Source organism: Rahnella sp. P4_A8 (genome assembly GCF_056402435.1).
On the sequence record NZ_JBFUHK010000014.1, the window covers coordinates 15,955 to 31,765 of the forward strand.

At 54.6% G+C, this 15,811-nt stretch carries 16 protein-coding genes; 13 read left to right on the plus strand and 3 right to left on the minus strand.

Features of this window, described 5'->3' with window-relative positions; all coding sequences use genetic code 11:
- The first annotated feature begins 49 nt into the window (after nucleotides 1-49).
- The 9 genes from AC1DUO_RS09945 to AC1DUO_RS09985 all read left to right on the plus strand — a co-directional run bounded on the left by AC1DUO_RS09945 (nucleotide 50) and on the right by AC1DUO_RS09985 (nucleotide 10,586).
- Nucleotides 50-1,744: a methyl-accepting chemotaxis protein gene (locus AC1DUO_RS09945; protein ID WP_013575150.1), complete on the plus strand. Its 1,695-nt coding sequence runs from the start codon at nucleotides 50-52 to the stop codon at nucleotides 1,742-1,744.
- Nucleotides 1,745-1,865: 121 nt separating this feature from the next.
- Complete coding sequence (locus AC1DUO_RS09950) at nucleotides 1,866-3,536, plus strand: methyl-accepting chemotaxis protein (protein WP_112151837.1); 1,671 nt, start codon at nucleotides 1,866-1,868, stop codon at nucleotides 3,534-3,536.
- A gap of 62 nt (nucleotides 3,537-3,598) precedes the next feature.
- Complete coding sequence (gene cheR / locus AC1DUO_RS09955; RefSeq protein ID WP_013575152.1) at nucleotides 3,599-4,471, plus strand: protein-glutamate O-methyltransferase CheR; 873 nt, start codon at nucleotides 3,599-3,601, stop codon at nucleotides 4,469-4,471.
- On the plus strand, nucleotides 4,471-5,520 hold the full coding sequence (locus AC1DUO_RS09960; RefSeq protein ID WP_013575153.1) for a protein-glutamate methylesterase/protein-glutamine glutaminase: 1,050 nt from the start codon (nucleotides 4,471-4,473) through the stop codon (nucleotides 5,518-5,520). Before cheR ends, AC1DUO_RS09960 begins: the two co-directional genes overlap by 1 nt.
- Nucleotides 5,521-5,566: 46 nt before the next feature.
- A complete protein-coding gene (gene cheY, locus AC1DUO_RS09965) occupies nucleotides 5,567-5,956 on the plus strand; it encodes a chemotaxis response regulator CheY (protein WP_013575154.1) in 390 nt (129 codons plus the stop codon).
- 10 nt (nucleotides 5,957-5,966) lie between these two features.
- On the plus strand, nucleotides 5,967-6,611 hold the full coding sequence (cheZ, locus tag AC1DUO_RS09970) for a protein phosphatase CheZ (RefSeq protein WP_013575155.1): 645 nt from the start codon (nucleotides 5,967-5,969) through the stop codon (nucleotides 6,609-6,611).
- Nucleotides 6,612-6,936: 325 nt separating this feature from the next.
- Complete coding sequence (gene flhB, locus AC1DUO_RS09975; protein WP_013575156.1) at nucleotides 6,937-8,091, plus strand: flagellar biosynthesis protein FlhB; 1,155 nt, start codon at nucleotides 6,937-6,939, stop codon at nucleotides 8,089-8,091.
- Nucleotides 8,084-10,168 carry a flagellar biosynthesis protein FlhA gene (gene flhA / locus AC1DUO_RS09980; RefSeq protein WP_015689760.1) on the plus strand — a complete coding sequence of 695 codons (2,085 nt, stop codon included), beginning with the start codon at nucleotides 8,084-8,086 and terminating at the stop codon, nucleotides 10,166-10,168. Before flhB ends, flhA begins: the two co-directional genes overlap by 8 nt.
- Before the next feature lies 1 nt (nucleotide 10,169).
- Nucleotides 10,170-10,586 carry a flagellar protein FlhE gene (locus tag AC1DUO_RS09985; RefSeq protein ID WP_015689761.1) on the plus strand — a complete coding sequence of 139 codons (417 nt, stop codon included), beginning with the start codon at nucleotides 10,170-10,172 and terminating at the stop codon, nucleotides 10,584-10,586.
- Nucleotides 10,587-11,066: 480 nt separating this feature from the next.
- Here the strand turns inward: AC1DUO_RS09985 and AC1DUO_RS09990 are convergent, their stop codons facing one another.
- The 3 genes from AC1DUO_RS09990 to flgA form a co-directional block, all read right to left on the minus strand.
- Entirely contained in the window at nucleotides 11,067-11,519 is a 453-nt protein-coding gene (locus AC1DUO_RS09990; protein ID WP_013575160.1) for a flagella synthesis protein FlgN, read from the minus strand.
- Nucleotides 11,520-11,568: 49 nt separating this feature from the next.
- A complete protein-coding gene (flgM, locus tag AC1DUO_RS09995; protein ID WP_013575161.1) occupies nucleotides 11,569-11,871 on the minus strand; it encodes a flagellar biosynthesis anti-sigma factor FlgM in 303 nt (100 codons plus the stop codon).
- Nucleotides 11,872-12,030: 159 nt separating this feature from the next.
- On the minus strand, nucleotides 12,031-12,762 hold the full coding sequence (flgA, locus tag AC1DUO_RS10000; RefSeq protein WP_198670097.1) for a flagellar basal body P-ring formation chaperone FlgA: 732 nt from the start codon (nucleotides 12,760-12,762) through the stop codon (nucleotides 12,031-12,033).
- 164 nt (nucleotides 12,763-12,926) lie between these two features.
- Here flgA and flgB point away from each other — a divergent pair, with 164 nt between their 5' ends.
- The 4 genes from flgB to flgE all read left to right on the plus strand — a co-directional run bounded on the left by flgB (nucleotide 12,927) and on the right by flgE (nucleotide 15,786).
- Nucleotides 12,927-13,337 (plus strand): flagellar basal body rod protein FlgB, encoded by a 411-nt coding sequence (gene flgB / locus AC1DUO_RS10005; protein WP_013575163.1) that lies wholly within the window; start codon nucleotides 12,927-12,929, stop codon nucleotides 13,335-13,337.
- Between the two features lie 6 nt (nucleotides 13,338-13,343).
- Nucleotides 13,344-13,748, plus strand: a complete 405-nt coding sequence (gene flgC, locus AC1DUO_RS10010) for a flagellar basal body rod protein FlgC (protein ID WP_013575164.1) — start codon at nucleotides 13,344-13,346, stop codon at nucleotides 13,746-13,748.
- 11 nt (nucleotides 13,749-13,759) lie between these two features.
- Complete coding sequence (gene flgD / locus AC1DUO_RS10015; protein WP_013575165.1) at nucleotides 13,760-14,464, plus strand: flagellar hook assembly protein FlgD; 705 nt, start codon at nucleotides 13,760-13,762, stop codon at nucleotides 14,462-14,464.
- A gap of 77 nt (nucleotides 14,465-14,541) precedes the next feature.
- Entirely contained in the window at nucleotides 14,542-15,786 is a 1,245-nt protein-coding gene (gene flgE, locus AC1DUO_RS10020) for a flagellar hook protein FlgE (protein ID WP_013575166.1), read from the plus strand.
- Nucleotides 15,787-15,811 lie beyond the last annotated feature (25 nt).

The following is a 15,811-nucleotide window of genomic DNA, read 5'->3' on the forward strand; positions in this document are numbered from 1 at the left end:
CTTCCTGCCGATAACTGTTCCAGATAATTCTCATTTGAAAAGGAACAACATGTTTAACCGTATGAAAGTGGTCACGGGCATCGTGATCTTACTGGTGGTCTTCGGTGCTTTACAGTTGGTATCCGGTGGCCTGTTCTTTAAATCGTTAAAGACAGACAAAGATAATTTCACCACGTCTCAGCAAATCCGTTTACAACAGGCAGAATTTAACGCCAGCTGGATTTATCTGCTGCAAACCCGCAACACCCTGAACCGTGCGGGTATCCGTTTCATGCTCGACGCCAACCAGATGGGCAGCGGCGCAACGGTCAAAGAACTGATTGATACCGCCACCAAAGATCTGCAAATCGCCGATCAGCACTTTGCCAGTTATCAAAAAATCCCCGCTGATGCCAGCCAGAACCCGCAATTTGCCGCCGACGCCAAAAAGCAATATCAGGTGCTGCATGACGCGCTTTCGGAACTGATTGAGCTGATTGGTCTGGGGCGTATCAATGACTTCTTCGAACAACCGACTCAGCAGTATCAGGACAACTTCGAAAAAGCTTTCGTCACCTATATCGATCAGAACGACCGTCTGTATAACGAGGCGGTGAAAGTGAGCGAGAATTCCTTCACGCATGCCATATGGATGCTGGGTACCGTGTTGATTGTGCTGGCGATTTTCATCCTGCTGGCCTGGACTGGCGTGCAACGCATCCTGATCCATCCGCTGAAAAATATCGTCGATACCATCCGTAAAATTGCAACCGGTGATCTGACGCACGAAATAGTCGTGAAAAGCCGTAATGAAATCGGCCAGCTTGCCGATAGTCTCAAGTACATGCAGGACGAACTGATCCGCACGGTCTCTGGTGTACGTCATGGCGCTGATGCAATTTACAGCGGTGCGAGCGAGATCTCCGCAGGCAACAGTGATTTATCTTCACGTACTGAACAGCAGGCGTCTGCGCTGGAAGAAACCGCCGCCAGTATGGAACAGCTGACCGCGACCGTGAAACAGAACGCCGAAAACGCCCGTCAGGCCAGCCAGCTGGCACTGAGCGCGTCCGAAACCGCACAGAAGGGCGGGAAAGTGGTAGCAAACGTGGTCGATACCATGAATGACATCGCCAGCAGCTCGAAAAAGATCACCGACATTACCGGTGTGATCGACGGGATTGCTTTCCAGACCAACATTCTGGCGCTGAACGCCGCCGTTGAAGCGGCGCGTGCAGGTGAGCAGGGCCGTGGATTTGCGGTCGTGGCCGGTGAAGTCCGTACCCTGGCGCAACGCAGCGCGCAGGCAGCAAAAGAAATTAAAGGGCTGATTGATGATTCTGTCAGCCGCATTAATACCGGTTCAGTGCTGGCGGAAAGTGCCGGTGAAACCATGCATGACATGGTGAATGCCGTTACGCGTGTGACTGACATTATGGGCGAAATCACCTCGGCATCGGATGAACAAAGCCGCGGGATTGAGCAGGTCGCACAAGCCATCACTGAAATGGATCGGGTGACGCAGCAGAACGCCTCACTGGTTGAAGAATCCGCGTCCGCTTCTGCGGCGCTGGAAGAGCAGGCGAGCCTGCTGACGCAATCAGTGGCCGTGTTTACGCTGAGCCAGACCGCAAATAACAACGTGCGCCAGAATCCGGCATCTTCGGCGAGGCTGTCTCTGTTGACTCCGAACCTTTCTGGTTCTAAAGCCGGTAAGGGTGGAGCGCAGGGAACAGATTTAACCGAAAACTGGGAAACCTTCTAAGCACGTACATAACATCGCGACCCGAAAGAGTCAGGTTTGCCGTTAACGCAAAGGCAGTCCCGAGTATGTAGGGTATAAGAATAAAGGTGCCGGTCTGGGCTGGCACCTAATGAGGTTATCCATGTTTAAGCACATCCGTGTGTCCACCTGCATGTTTTTGTTATTGATAGTGTTCTTTGTTATGCAACTGGTTAACAGCGGGTTATCGCTGCAGGCCGCCCACACGGATAAATTGAATTTTGAGCAGATATCCAACACCGCTGAACAGCGTGATGCGCTCAGCCAGTCCTGGTCTTATCTGTTGCAGACCCGTAATACCCTTAACCGCGCGGCAACGCGTCTGGCGCTGAAACAGCCCCAGGAAAACATCACTCAGCTGATGTCGGATGCCAAAGCCAGCCTGAAAAAGGCCGAAGACGCTTACGCTGCATTTCTGGCTCTGCCCCGCAGAACAGAAAAAGCGGTGGCACTGACTGCTGTGAACAAGGCGAGTTATCAGCAACTGCACGATATGTTGCAGACGCTGACTGAGCTGCTGTCCAGCGGCGACATGAACGGTTTTCTGAACGGTCCGGCGCAAAAGTATCAGGATCAGTTCCAGAAAGATGTCGGTGATTACACTGCCTACGTCAGTGCCCGCTTCGGGGAAGCGCAAACGCAAACCGCAGCGTCTTACCAGAATGTCATGATCAACACCTCCGTCGCCCTTGTTCTGCTGATTGCCCTGACGGTACTGGCGCTGGTGGTGACCCGCCGCATTCTGTTTACTCCGCTGACCATTATGCGCGGACATTTTGACCGCATCGGGGCCGGTGATATCTCTTCGCCCATCGTTGCAGAAGGGCGCTACGAAATTAAAGTCATGCTGGAAAGCCTGCAGCAGATGCAAACGTCGCTGGCAGACACCGTCCGCACCGTGCGTCACGGCGCTGACACCATGTTCTCCGGCCTGAAAGGGATCGCGGCGGGCAACACTGATTTGTCTTCACGGACTGAACAGCAGGCGTCGGCGCTGGAAGAAACCGCAGCGAGCATGGAACAACTGACCGCCACCGTGAAACAGAATGCCGAGAATGCCCGTCAGGCCACGCAACTGGCACGTGATGCGTCGAATACCGCAGAAAAAGGCGGTGAACTGACCGGCAACGTGGTGAAAACCATGAATGATATTGCAGGCAGCTCGAAGAAAATCAGCGCAATCACCAGCGTCATTGATGGCATTGCGTTCCAGACCAACATTCTGGCACTGAACGCGGCGGTTGAAGCGGCACGTGCCGGTGAGCAGGGCCGTGGATTTGCGGTCGTGGCCGGTGAAGTACGAACCCTGGCACAACGCAGCGCACAGGCCGCGAAAGAAATCAAAGCACTGATAGATGAATCTGTCAGCCGCGTCAGTCAGGGTTCCCAACTGGTTGAATCCGCCGGAAATACCATGGATGACATCGTTCGTGCTGTCACCCGCGTAACTGACATCATGGGCGAAATCGCCTCGGCGTCTGACGAACAAAGTCGTGGCATCGAACAGGTATCGATTGCCGTGACCCAAATGGATCAGGTTACACAGCAAAACGCCACGCTGGTTCAGCAGGCCGCTTCTTCCACGCATGCGCTGGAAATCGAGTCTGAAAATCTGACCCGTGCGGTATCGGTGTTTCGCCTTGCCACCACTGACGGCGCAGGTCAACGCCGCAGCGGACTGGCTCAGGGCCTGACATCCCGCCAGGTGGCCCAACCCGCATTACTTCCGGCAACCGCAGGCGCGGTATCGGCAGATAACTGGGAAACATTCTGATACCAGATGAAGAGTGAATTGGGTACCCGTTACACCACCTGTCCCTCTAATGGAGCTGCACCATGAATCAACCAGGCTCGCCAATGAGTGCTGATAACACTTCGATCATGGCACAGATGATCCAGCGTTTACCGCTGTCCGATACCCATTTCCGCCGGATAAGTGAGCTTATCTATCAGCGCGCGGGTATTGTGCTGGCGGATCACAAACGCGAAATGGTCTACAACCGCCTGGTCCGGCGGTTGCGGATACTCGGGCTTAATGATTTCACCAGTTATATGGCGCTGCTGGAAAACGACAGCAACAGTCCGGAATGGCAGGCGTTTATTAATGCGCTGACCACCAACCTGACGGCGTTTTTCCGCGAAGCGCATCACTTCCCGATCCTGGCAGAACATGCCCGTTCGCGTCCGAACAGTTACAGCGTCTGGAGCACGGCGGCGTCGACCGGCGAAGAACCCTATTCCATCGCCATGACGCTGAGTGAAGCGCTGGGGCCGCGGATGGCAAGCTGCCGCATTCAGGCCAGTGATATCGATACGCAGGTGCTTGAGAAAGCCACCGCCGGGGTTTACCGCCTCGAAGAACTGCGCACGCTCAGCCCGCAGCAGTTACAGAAATTTTTCCTCAAAGGCACAGGCCCGCACAGTGGCCTGGTGCGTGTGCGTCCCGAACTGGCGCAGATGGTGGCTTTCCAGCAACTGAATCTGCTGGCGAACCAGTGGCAGCTGAACGGTCCGTTTGATGCAATTTTCTGCCGTAATGTGATGATTTATTTCGATAAAGAAACGCAGGAGAAAATTTTACGCCGATTTGTTCCGTTACTTAAACCGGGTGGTCTGATGTTTGCCGGACACTCCGAAAACTTCAGCCAAATCAGCCGGGAATTTTATTTGCGCGGTCAGACTGTCTATGGCCTCGCCAAGGAGAGGTAATGAATAAAATCAGAGTGTTGAGCGTCGATGACTCGGCGTTAATGCGTCAGCTGATGACGGAAATCATCAACAGCCATCCGGATATGGAAATGGTCGCGACCGCCCCCGATCCGCTGGTGGCGCGTGATCTCATCAAGAAATTTAACCCGGACGTGCTGACGCTGGATGTTGAAATGCCGCGTATGGACGGCCTGGATTTTCTCGAAAAGCTGATGCGTCTGCGTCCGATGCCGGTGGTGATGGTCTCCTCACTGACCGGCAAAGGCTCGGAAATTACCCTGCGTGCACTGGAGCTTGGCGCGATTGACTTTGTGACCAAACCGCAACTGGGTATCCGTGAAGGTATGCTGGCCTACAGCGAGATGATTGCCGATAAAATCCGCACGGCCTCAAAAGCGCGTCTGAACAAAAGCGTCAACATTGATCAGCCGCGTATTCTCAGCCATACGCCGCTGCTGAGCAGTGAAAAACTGATTGCCATCGGCTCATCAACGGGCGGCACAGAGGCTATCCGCCACGTGCTGCAACCGCTGCCGCCGACCTGTCCGGCGCTGATGATTACCCAGCATATGCCACCGGGTTTCACCCGTTCTTTCGCCGACCGTCTGAACAAGTTATGTCAGATCACGGTGAAAGAAGCGGAAGACGGAGAGCGTGTTTTGCCGGGCCATGCGTATATCGCACCGGGTGACAGACATATGGAACTCACGCGCAGTGGCGCCAACTACCAGGTTAAGTTGAACGACGGTCCGGCGGTGAACCGCCATCGTCCGTCGGTCGACGTTTTATTCCGTTCGGTGGCGCAGTTTGCCGGACGCAATGCCGTTGGGGTGATCCTGACGGGAATGGGCAATGACGGCGCCGCCGGCATGCTTGAGATGCACCGGGCAGGGGCTTACACCCTTGCACAAAACGAAGCCAGTTGTGTGGTGTTCGGTATGCCCCGTGAGGCTATCGCCACCGGTGGCGTAAACGAAGTGGTGGATCTCAGCCAAATCAGCCAGCGGATGCTGGCGCAAATATCAGCCGGTCAGGCATTACGTATTTAATTTTTCAGCCTTGTGCTGGGTAGCAAACCTTAGGAGTAGATAAAACATGGCCGATCCAAATCTGAGATTTCTGGTAGTAGACGATTTCTCTACCATGCGTCGTATCGTGCGCAACCTGCTGAAAGAGCTGGGCTTCAACAACGTTGAAGAAGCAGAAGACGGTGTTGATGCGCTGAACAAACTGCGCGCCGGGGGTTTTGACTTCGTGGTATCCGACTGGAACATGCCCAACATGGACGGTCTGGATCTGCTGAAAACCATCCGTGCTGACGCTGCGCTGGGCAAGTTGCCGGTGCTGATGGTAACCGCAGAAGCGAAGAAAGAAAACATCGTCGCCGCCGCACAGGCCGGGGCCAGTGGTTATGTGGTTAAACCCTTTACCGCCGCCACGCTGGAAGAAAAACTGGGCAAAATCTTCGAAAAACTGGGCATGTAGGAGTCCGTATATGGCAGAGATACCAATGCCTGCAAATGATGCAGCAACCGCGGGCGAAATTATCGCCCGCATTGGGCAACTGACCCGTATGTTGCGTGACAGCATGCGTGAACTTGGTCTGGATCAGGCCATTGCTCAGGCAGCCGAAGCAATTCCGGATGCCCGCGATCGTCTTGATTATGTTGTCACCATGACGGCTCAGGCGGCTGAACGCGCCCTGAACTGTGTTGAGGCTGCGCAGCCTCGTCAGAACAAACTTGAATCTGCCGCGAAGAAACTTGATAAGCGTTGGGATGAATGGTTTGAAAATCCGATTGAATTATCGGATGCCCGCGAGCTGGTCACGGACACCCGCAGCTACCTGAAAGAAATCCCTGAGCACACCAGTTTTACCAATGCTCAGTTGATGGAAATCATGATGGCACAGGACTTCCAGGATCTGACCGGTCAGGTCATTAAACGCATGATGACCGTGGTACAGGAAATCGAAAATCAGCTGTTAATGGTGCTGATGGAAAATATTCCTGAACAACAGGCTAAAGCGAAGCGTGAAAATGACAGCCTGCTGAACGGCCCGCAACTCGATTCCAACGGTGTCGGTGTTGTGGCCTCACAAGAACAGGTAGACGATCTGCTGGATTCATTAGGTTTTTGATGTGCCAGCACGTCAGCAATAAACACCTCTCCGTCTCGCACTGAGGGGTGTTTTCCTTATCTGGAATTTTTACAAATAAATTCATCTGCTGAATAGCCGCCATTTTTCCTCTCTAATTCACCAATAAGACTTCGCCGCTTTTGTCATGCTATCCCTGCGTCATTGAATCTGTAGCGTCGTTCGTTCACCCGAATCACTGACTCATATCAGCTCATCGGGATCCTCTCGCTTGCTGCCTTGCTACAACTCCAGTGACGTTGGGAGTTTGCATGAAATTGTGCCCGTCGTGTTTTACATGCCGGGTAAACCCTGACAGGAACCGCCGGTGGCTGAAGAAAGCGATCTCGAAAAAAGTGAGGCCCCCACCGCACACCGGCTTGAAAAAGCGCGTGAGGAAGGGCAGATACCGCGCTCGCGCGAACTGACCTCAATTCTGATGCTGGGAGGCGGCTTAACGCTGCTGTGGATGTCGGGCGAATCTATGGCGCGGCAGCTTGGCGTGATGATTTCGCAAGGTCTTAAGTTTGATCACGGCATGGTCAGCGATGACCGGCAGGTTTTGCAGCAGATGGCGACGCTGCTGGGCCGCGCAGTCTGGGCATTATTGCCGGTGATCGGCGGCCTGATTTTGATCGCACTCGCCGCGCCGCTGTTACTCGGCGGCCTGATGTTCAGCGGTAAATCCTTTGAGTTCAAGTTCAGCCGTATGGATCCGATTGCCGGTTTGAAACGTTTATTTTCCGGTCAGGTGCTGGCGGAGCTGCTGAAAGCCGTTCTTAAAGCCTTGCTGGTCGGCACCGTCGCCGGGTTGTATTTGTGGCATAAATGGCCGGACATGATGCGCCTCATGGCGCAACCGACCATTCCGGCGCTGGGTGAAGCACTGAACATGGTGGTATTCTGCGGGCTGATGGTGGTACTGGGATTAACGCCGATGGTGGGTTTCGACGTGTTCTGGCAAATCTGGAGCAACCTGAAAAAGCTGCGTATGAGCAAGCAGGATATCCGCGACGAACATAAAAGTCAGGAAGGTGACCCGCACGTTAAAGGGCGTATCCGCCAGCAGCAACGTGCAATGGCCAGGCGTCGCATGATGGCCGATGTGCCCAAAGCAGACGTTATCGTGACCAACCCGACGCACTACGCCGTTGCGCTGCAATACAGTGAAAACAAAATGAGTGCACCGAAAGTACTGGCGAAAGGCGCGGGAGACGTGGCGCTGCGTATCAGGGAACTCGGTGTCGAGCACAAAATTCCGATGCTGGAAGCGCCGCCTCTGGCGCGTGCGCTTTACCGGCACAGTGACATTGGTCAGCAAATTCCGGCGACGCTGTATGCCGCCGTGGCTGAAGTTCTGGCCTGGGTTTATCAGCTGAAACGCTGGAAGCGCGAAGGCGGGCTGATCCCGAAAAAACCTCAACATTTACCAGTCCCTGAAGGTCTGGATTTTGCAGCAGGAGAGAGTGATACCCATGGCTAATCTGGCCGCGATACTGCGTTTACCCGCCAACTTTAAGTCCGGACAATGGCAGGTACTGGCAGGCCCAATTCTTATCCTGATCATCCTGTCGATGATGGTGTTGCCGTTACCACCGTTCATCCTTGACCTGCTGTTCACCTTTAACATTGCGTTATCCATCATGGTGTTGCTGGTGGCAATGTTTACCCAGCGCACGCTGGATTTCGCGGCATTCCCGACCATTCTGCTGTTTTCCACCTTATTACGCCTGTCGCTGAACGTTGCCTCAACCCGTGTGATCCTGCTGGAAGGGCATACCGGCGGCGCGGCCGCGGGGCGGGTGATTGAAGCCTTCGGTCACTTCCTGGTCGGCGGCAACTTCGCCATCGGTATCGTGGTGTTTATCATCCTGGTGCTGATCAACTTCATGGTTATCACCAAAGGTGCCGGGCGTATTGCCGAAGTGGGCGCGCGTTTTGTGCTTGACGGGATGCCCGGCAAACAGATGGCGATTGACGCGGATCTGAACGCCGGTCTGATTGGCGAAGACGAAGCGAAAAAACGCCGCAGCGACGTGACGCAGGAAGCGGACTTCTACGGTTCAATGGACGGTGCAAGTAAATTCGTGCGGGGTGACGCCGTTGCCGGTCTGATGATCATGATCATCAACGTCGTCGGCGGCCTGCTGGTGGGTGTGTTGCAACACGGTATGGATCTCGGCCATGCGGCTGAAAGTTATACGCTGCTGACCATCGGTGACGGTCTGGTTGCGCAGATCCCGGCGCTGGTTATCTCTACTGCAGCCGGTGTTATCGTCACCCGCGTCGGCACCAACGAAGACGTCGGCGAGCAGATGGTGACCCAGTTGTTCCGCAATCCGCGCGTCATGATGCTGAGTGCCGGTGTTCTGGGGTTACTCGGTATGGTGCCGGGCATGCCGAACTTTGTCTTCCTGATGTTCACCGCCGGGCTGCTGGCGCTGGCGTGGTGGACTCGCGGTCAGGAGCTGAAAAAACCGGCCACCGCAGCGGCCGCACCGGCCGTGGCAGACAACGGTAAACAAATGGTAGAAGCCAGCTGGCAGGACGTTCAGCTTGAAGACCCGCTGGGTATGGAAGTGGGCTACCGTCTGATCCCGATGGTGGACTTCGCCCAAAACGGCGAGCTGCTGGGACGTATCCGCAGTATCCGTAAAAAATTCGCACAGGAAATGGGCTATCTGCCGCCGGTTATTCATATTCGCGATAACCTCGAACTGCCACCAGCAGGCTACCGTATCCTGATGAAAGGCGTGGAAATCGGTACGGGTGCGGCGCATCCGGGCCGCTGGATGGCGATCAACCCGGGCAGCGCGATTGGCGAATTGCCAGGCGAAGCGACGGTTGATCCGGCATTCGGGCTGGCGGCGGTCTGGATTGAACCTGCTATGCGTGAGCAGGCGCAAATTCAGGGTTATACCGTGGTGGAAGCCAGTACCGTGGTCGCAACGCATCTGAATCACCTGATCAGCATGCACGCCAAAGAGCTGTTTGGCCGTCAGGAAACGCAGGAACTGATGGAACGTGTCACCAAAGAAATGCCGAAGCTGACGGAAGATTTCATTCCGGGCATCATTTCTCTGACCAATATGCACAAAGTGTTGCAGAACCTGTTATCTGAACGCGTTTCGATCCGCGATATGCGCACCATTGTTGAAACACTGGCGGAATATGCCCCGAACCAGCCGGATCCTAACGAACTGACGTCCGTGGTGCGTGTTGCGCTCGGCAGGGCGATTACCCAGCAGTGGTTCCCGGGCAGCGGTGAAGTGCAGGTTATCGGACTGGATACCTCCCTGGAACGTCTGCTGTTACAGGCGCTGCAAAGCGGCGGTGGTCTGGAACCGGGTCTGGCTGAACGTTTGCTGACTCAGTCCGAGGCGGCATTACAACGTCAGGATATGCTCAGCGCGCCACCGGTTCTGCTGGTGAATCACGCACTGCGTCCGCTGTTGTCACGCTTCCTGCGCCGTTCACTGCCCAATATCGTCGTGATGTCGAATCTGGAAATGAGCGACAGCCGCCAGATCCGCATGACCGCCACCATCGGCGGTGAATAACATGCGCCGCGCCACACTGTTGTTGCTGACCACACTGAGCCTGCCCGCGCTGGCCGCGTCCGGTTCATGGTCCGATACCCAGCGCGGCGTGGTGCTGCAAAACCGTGGCGTGATGATGTCGTCGGGCGCGTTAGCACCACCGGCATCCGCGCCCGTGCGCAGTTCAGGTTCCGCAACCATCACAACCCTAAGCTGGAAATATGAAGTGCTCGGCGCAAGACCCGCCGGTTTACAGGTCAGACTCTGCAACACCATGAATCACTGCATCAATCTGGACGCCGAAGGCGGGGTGACAAAATCGTTTTACGGCCAGTCCGCCACTTCACCATTAAGACTGGTTTATTTTGTCCCCGGCGCTGGCGCAATGAATACGCCGCTGCGGGTGATCAGTAATGAAGTGATCGTGAACTATAAGTAAGCCCTCCACCGGCTCTAGTAATCCCTGAAAACCTTCCGGACGCCGTCTCCCATTCTCAATGTTTGCCCATTTTATCTGTATGGATGTTCAGCTATCACCGGAACTCATCTGGCCGGGTCGCTACACCAGGATCACCTGTAACTGAGAACGGCTCCCTCCCCTGCGAAGGGGAGGGTTGGGGTGGGGTATTAAATAAAAATCAATATGTTGAAGTTTGCACTGACCAGGTGTTAGCCCTTAAAACCCCCTCCCAACCTCCCCCTTCGCAGGGGGAGGAGCCAGGCAAACCGCGCTGACAACTTATCTGAACCGGGGGCAGGGCAAAGCCCAGCAGGCAAGCCATTCTGCTCATCAGACGGGTGGAAAAAATCGGAATAAATCAGAAGACTGGCTAATCTGACAGAGGTATCAGCAGAAGTCGGGATGTGAATCGCGGGGGAAATACGAATACGGAGGGGAAACCGTTCCCCTCGTCTGGCGTTAAACGGAGATCTTCCTGACGGTTTGCCCCGATACGGTTTCCTGCCCGTTCGGTCCGTAGAATTTCTGCGTCTGACTGGCGTTAAGGATCGCCAGCGCCTCGGTGTTATAGGCGATTTGTTTGCCCAGTAACATGCCGTTGTGACGATTTATCTGACTCAGCCTGGCGGTCATTTGCACAATATCTTGCCACATCGCGGCGATTTCCGGCTGACTCTGCCCTTGTGGATCTGAGTAGGGTGCGGTTTGTCTGAGGCGTTCGTCATGCTGACGACGCTGTTTATCAAGATAGTCTACCGTGGCTAACAATGAACTTTTCTGCTCGGTTATATGCTGCAAGGCTGCACCATTTACGCGGCCAGAGCACAGTATCGTTTGTTCGTGATTAATCACCTGATCCAGCGCTTGCAACGTTTCAACCAAGGTAGTCATGGTCTTGATAAAGTTCTTCATCGGGCCTTATTACCTTCCAACTTTTTGTCTTCACACTGAGGTCTTCAGCTTAAAGACCTTTGAGATAATCCTGCGTGTCCTGTAACAAAGCATCAGCGATTTTGCCGGTATCCATCGTCAGTTTACCGTCGCGGATAGCTTGTTTCAGTTCTTCGACACGTGCCGTGTTAATGTCCTGCGCACTTGACTGAGTCAGAGATGCCTGTGCTGAACTCAGGGTCACCGCCGTACCGCTGGTGGTGGTGCCAGAAACAGTGCCTTCTTTACGCGTGTTCTGTACTGAAGCTTCAGACGGTTCGCGTTGCTGGATCGAGGTTAAAGGTGAAACACCTTGAGTACGATCGATAGCCATAAATTTCTTCTCCAGTATGGGGATCAGGGTTTTGAACATCTCATGAAAACCCTTAAAAATGCCGTCGCGGACGACTCTGATACGTGTGTTATCGACATGTGGCGAAATAACTTTAGCTTTTATTGCAGCTTTTTGCAGAACAACGGCTGCACTTTAGGATTATATCGTCACTGTCACAGACCCATCTGAGCCTACTGTTCCGTTCACAATTGCACCTGACGGCATTCTGATCCGCACTGATTCATTCGCTGCAGCATTGTTCATCGCCTTACCGGCACTCGATACATTAAAACCACTGCCTGTTGCCTGAACCTGAACTTCCTGCCCCGCATGCACCATCCACGGACGGCGCAGCATGGATAAGGTTAACGGCTGGCCGATGCTGATGTTTCGCAGCGTGATGCCATTCACCGCCTGTTGACTGTCAAGAATGGTTTTCGGTGGCAGCAGATCCAGTCGCCCGGTTTTTTGTTGCATATCGGTTTGTGTCAGGTGAGCGCCCGCTGGCACGTTCTTCGCCGCCACCCAGTACGTTCCGCTGACCTGCACTTTGGTCTGTATGTAACTTTTCTTGCCGTTACAGTTCACCGCCACGGAGACATTGCCCCAGGTGCGACTGTTCGGTGAAAGCATAAATTGTGGTGATAAACATTGGGGCTGACGCGCCGCCGGGGTGTTCACGACCACGGTCACCTGCATTCCGCTTTCAGCATATTGCTGGCGGAAGAACTGCTGAATTTGCGAGGACAGCAGTGTATCGCTATTGGACGAGGCAGGCACGCTTTTGACTTGCACTGGCAAAGACTGCGCATAGCTCACAGCACCAGACGTCGCACCGGTCATGATGCAGCCCAGCGTAATGCCTGTACGACATATTTTCAGCATGTTCATTCGCGTTTTACCTTTGTGCCAACCTACTACTGGCCACAAGTCTACGCTCACTTTGCAATTCCTAAAGGGACAAATAGCGCCCGATTTCATGCTTATTCAGACGATAGCCAGTTGACACTCGCATTTATGCTGTCGACTCCAAAATCTCACTTTGCGGAGGGCGCATGCTCGACAAATTGAACGCCGCACTACAGTTCCAACAGGAAGCGCTCAACCTGCGCGCCCAGCGGCAAGAAATTCTTTCAGCCAATATCGCTAACGCCGACACCCCAGGGTATCAGGCGCGCGATATCGATTTTGCCAGTCAGTTGCAGAAGGTGATGGAGCAGGGGCGTGCAAGCGGCAGCGGCATCTCCTTGTCTCTGACGTCTGACCGCCATATCCCGGCGTCCAACGTACAGCCTGCAGATATGGATCTGATGTACCGGATCCCTGACCAGCCATCGGCAGATGGCAACACGGTCGATATGGACCGTGAACGTACCAATTTTGCGGATAACAGCGTGCGCTATCAGACCGATTTGACCGTTCTCGGCGGGCAAATCAAAGGGATGATGTCGGTGCTGCAAGGATAATAGCCCATGTCAATGCTTGGTATTTTTGATATCGCCGGTTCTGCGCTGGCCGCGCAGTCTCAGCGCCTGAACGTCAGCGCCAGTAACATGGCCAACGCCGACAGCGTCACCGGCCCGGATGGTAAGCCGTATAAAGCGAAGCAGGTGGTTTTCCAGGTGGATGCGGCACCGGGTCAGGAAACCGGCGGCGTGAAAGTGGCGCAGGTCGTTGATGACCCGGCACCCATGCGCATGGTGTATGAGCCGGGCAATCCGATGGCGGATGCAAAAGGCTATGTGCAGATGCCAAACGTAGATGTGGTCAGCGAAATGGTGAACACCATCTCCGCTTCCCGCAGTTATCAGGCCAACGTCGAAGTGCTTAACACCACCAAGTCGTTGATGATGAAAACCCTCACTCTGGGGCAATAGCGGAGCGAATCATGGCAATTACCACGTCGATTAATGACACCACTGATAACACCACGATCGCCAGCACCAGTTCCGGTGGTTCGTCCACAACCGGAACCAGTTCTGCGGATGATTTATCCAGCAGTTTCCTGACCCTGCTGGTCGCCCAGCTGAAAAACCAGGATCCCACCAATCCGATGGATAACAGTCAGCTGACCAGTCAGCTGGCGCAGATCAGCACCGTCAGCGGGATTGAAAAACTCAATACCACGCTGGGCAGCATTTCCGGACAAATCACCAGTGGTTCATCTGTTCAGGCAAGTTCATTGATCGGTCACGGCGTGATGGTGTCCGGCAGCGCAATTCTGGTCGGCAGTGACACTGATGGCACTGTCAGCACCACGCCATTCGGATTTGAACTGGAAACGGCCTCCGATACCACCACCGCTACAGTCAGCGACGCCACCGGTAAAGTGGTGAAAACCATCACACTGGGCTCCCAGACTGCCGGTGTGCACAGCTATACCTGGGACGGTACACAGGACGATGGCACCAAAGCACCGGATGGCAGCTACACCTTTAGCATCAATGCCCTGAACAATGGTCAGCAAATGGTGGCAACACCGCTGAACTATGCGCTGGTCAATGGTGTAACGACAGATTCAGCCGGGAATACCGCGTTGGATCTGGGCGTACGCGGAACCGCGAAAGTCGATTCTGTACGCCAGATTTTGTAAGTGAGTCACTCAGACCGCTCCCTCCCCTTCGCCGGGGCAGGAGCTAAAAACACTACACACAGTACAATGGAGCTAACATGAGCTTTTCCCAAGCAGTCAGCGGCCTGAGCGCGGCATCGACTAACCTCGATGTGATTGGTAACAACATTGCCAACTCCGCGACCGTCGGTTTTAAAACAGCCACCGCCTCTTTTGCCGATATGTTTGCCGGTTCCCAAACCGGTATGGGCGTTAAAGTCGCCGCTGTCACTCAGAACTTCAATGACGGTACGACCACCAACACCTCCCGCGGTCTGGATGTGGCCCTGAGCGGCAACGGTTTCTTCCGTCTGACGGACACCAGTGGCGCGGTTTATTACTCCCGCAATGGTCAGTTCTCACTGGATGCCAACCGTAATCTGGTGAACATGCAGGGTCTGAGTGTCACCGGTTTTCCGGCCACCGGCACCCCCCCGACTATCGCCGCAGGCGCACAGCCGGTTGCCCTGAACATCCCGACCACCCTGATGAGCGCAAAAGCCACCACGGTGGGTACGATGGTGGCCAACCTGAACTCAACGGATACCGCGATCCCGGCCGCCAAAACGTTCAGCAGCAGCGATGACACCAGCTACAACTACGTCAACAGCATCACCACCTATGACTCACAGGGTAATGCTCACGATAACAACGTCTACTTCGTGAAAACCTCTGCGAACAACTGGGATGTTTACGCGCAAGACGGCAGCGTCACAGGTTCAACAGCTGGCAAAATTGGTGCAATGCAATTTGATACCAGTGGTGCGCTGGTGAGTACCACTAACGCCGCAGGCGTCGCCAATGCCGGTCTGGCACTGACGTTGCCAATGAACACCGCGACTAACGGGACGGTGACGCCACAAACCGTTTCCCTGGATTTCACCGGCAGTATCCAGCAGAGCACCGGCAGCGACAGCATCGGTTCCCAGACTCAGGATGGTTATGCAGCGGGTCAGATGACCGGTTACACCATCAATGACGACGGCACAATCTCCGGCACTTACTCCAACAACAAAACCCAGTTACTGGGCCAGATTGTGCTGAGTAACTTCTCTAACCCGGAAGGTTTGAAATCTGAAGGCGACAACGTGTGGACGGCTACCGCGTCTTCCGGCCAGGCTGTAACCGGTATCGCGGGTCAGGGCGGTTTAGCGTCAATGACCAGCGGCGCGCTGGAATCTTCCAACGTCGATCTGAGTGCGGAACTGGTCAACATGATTGTTGCTCAGCGTAACTACCAGTCGAATGCGCAGACCATCAAAACTCAGGACTCCATCCTGAACACGCTGGTTAACCTGCGTTAATACGCGTTTTATCACCTGAGAACAG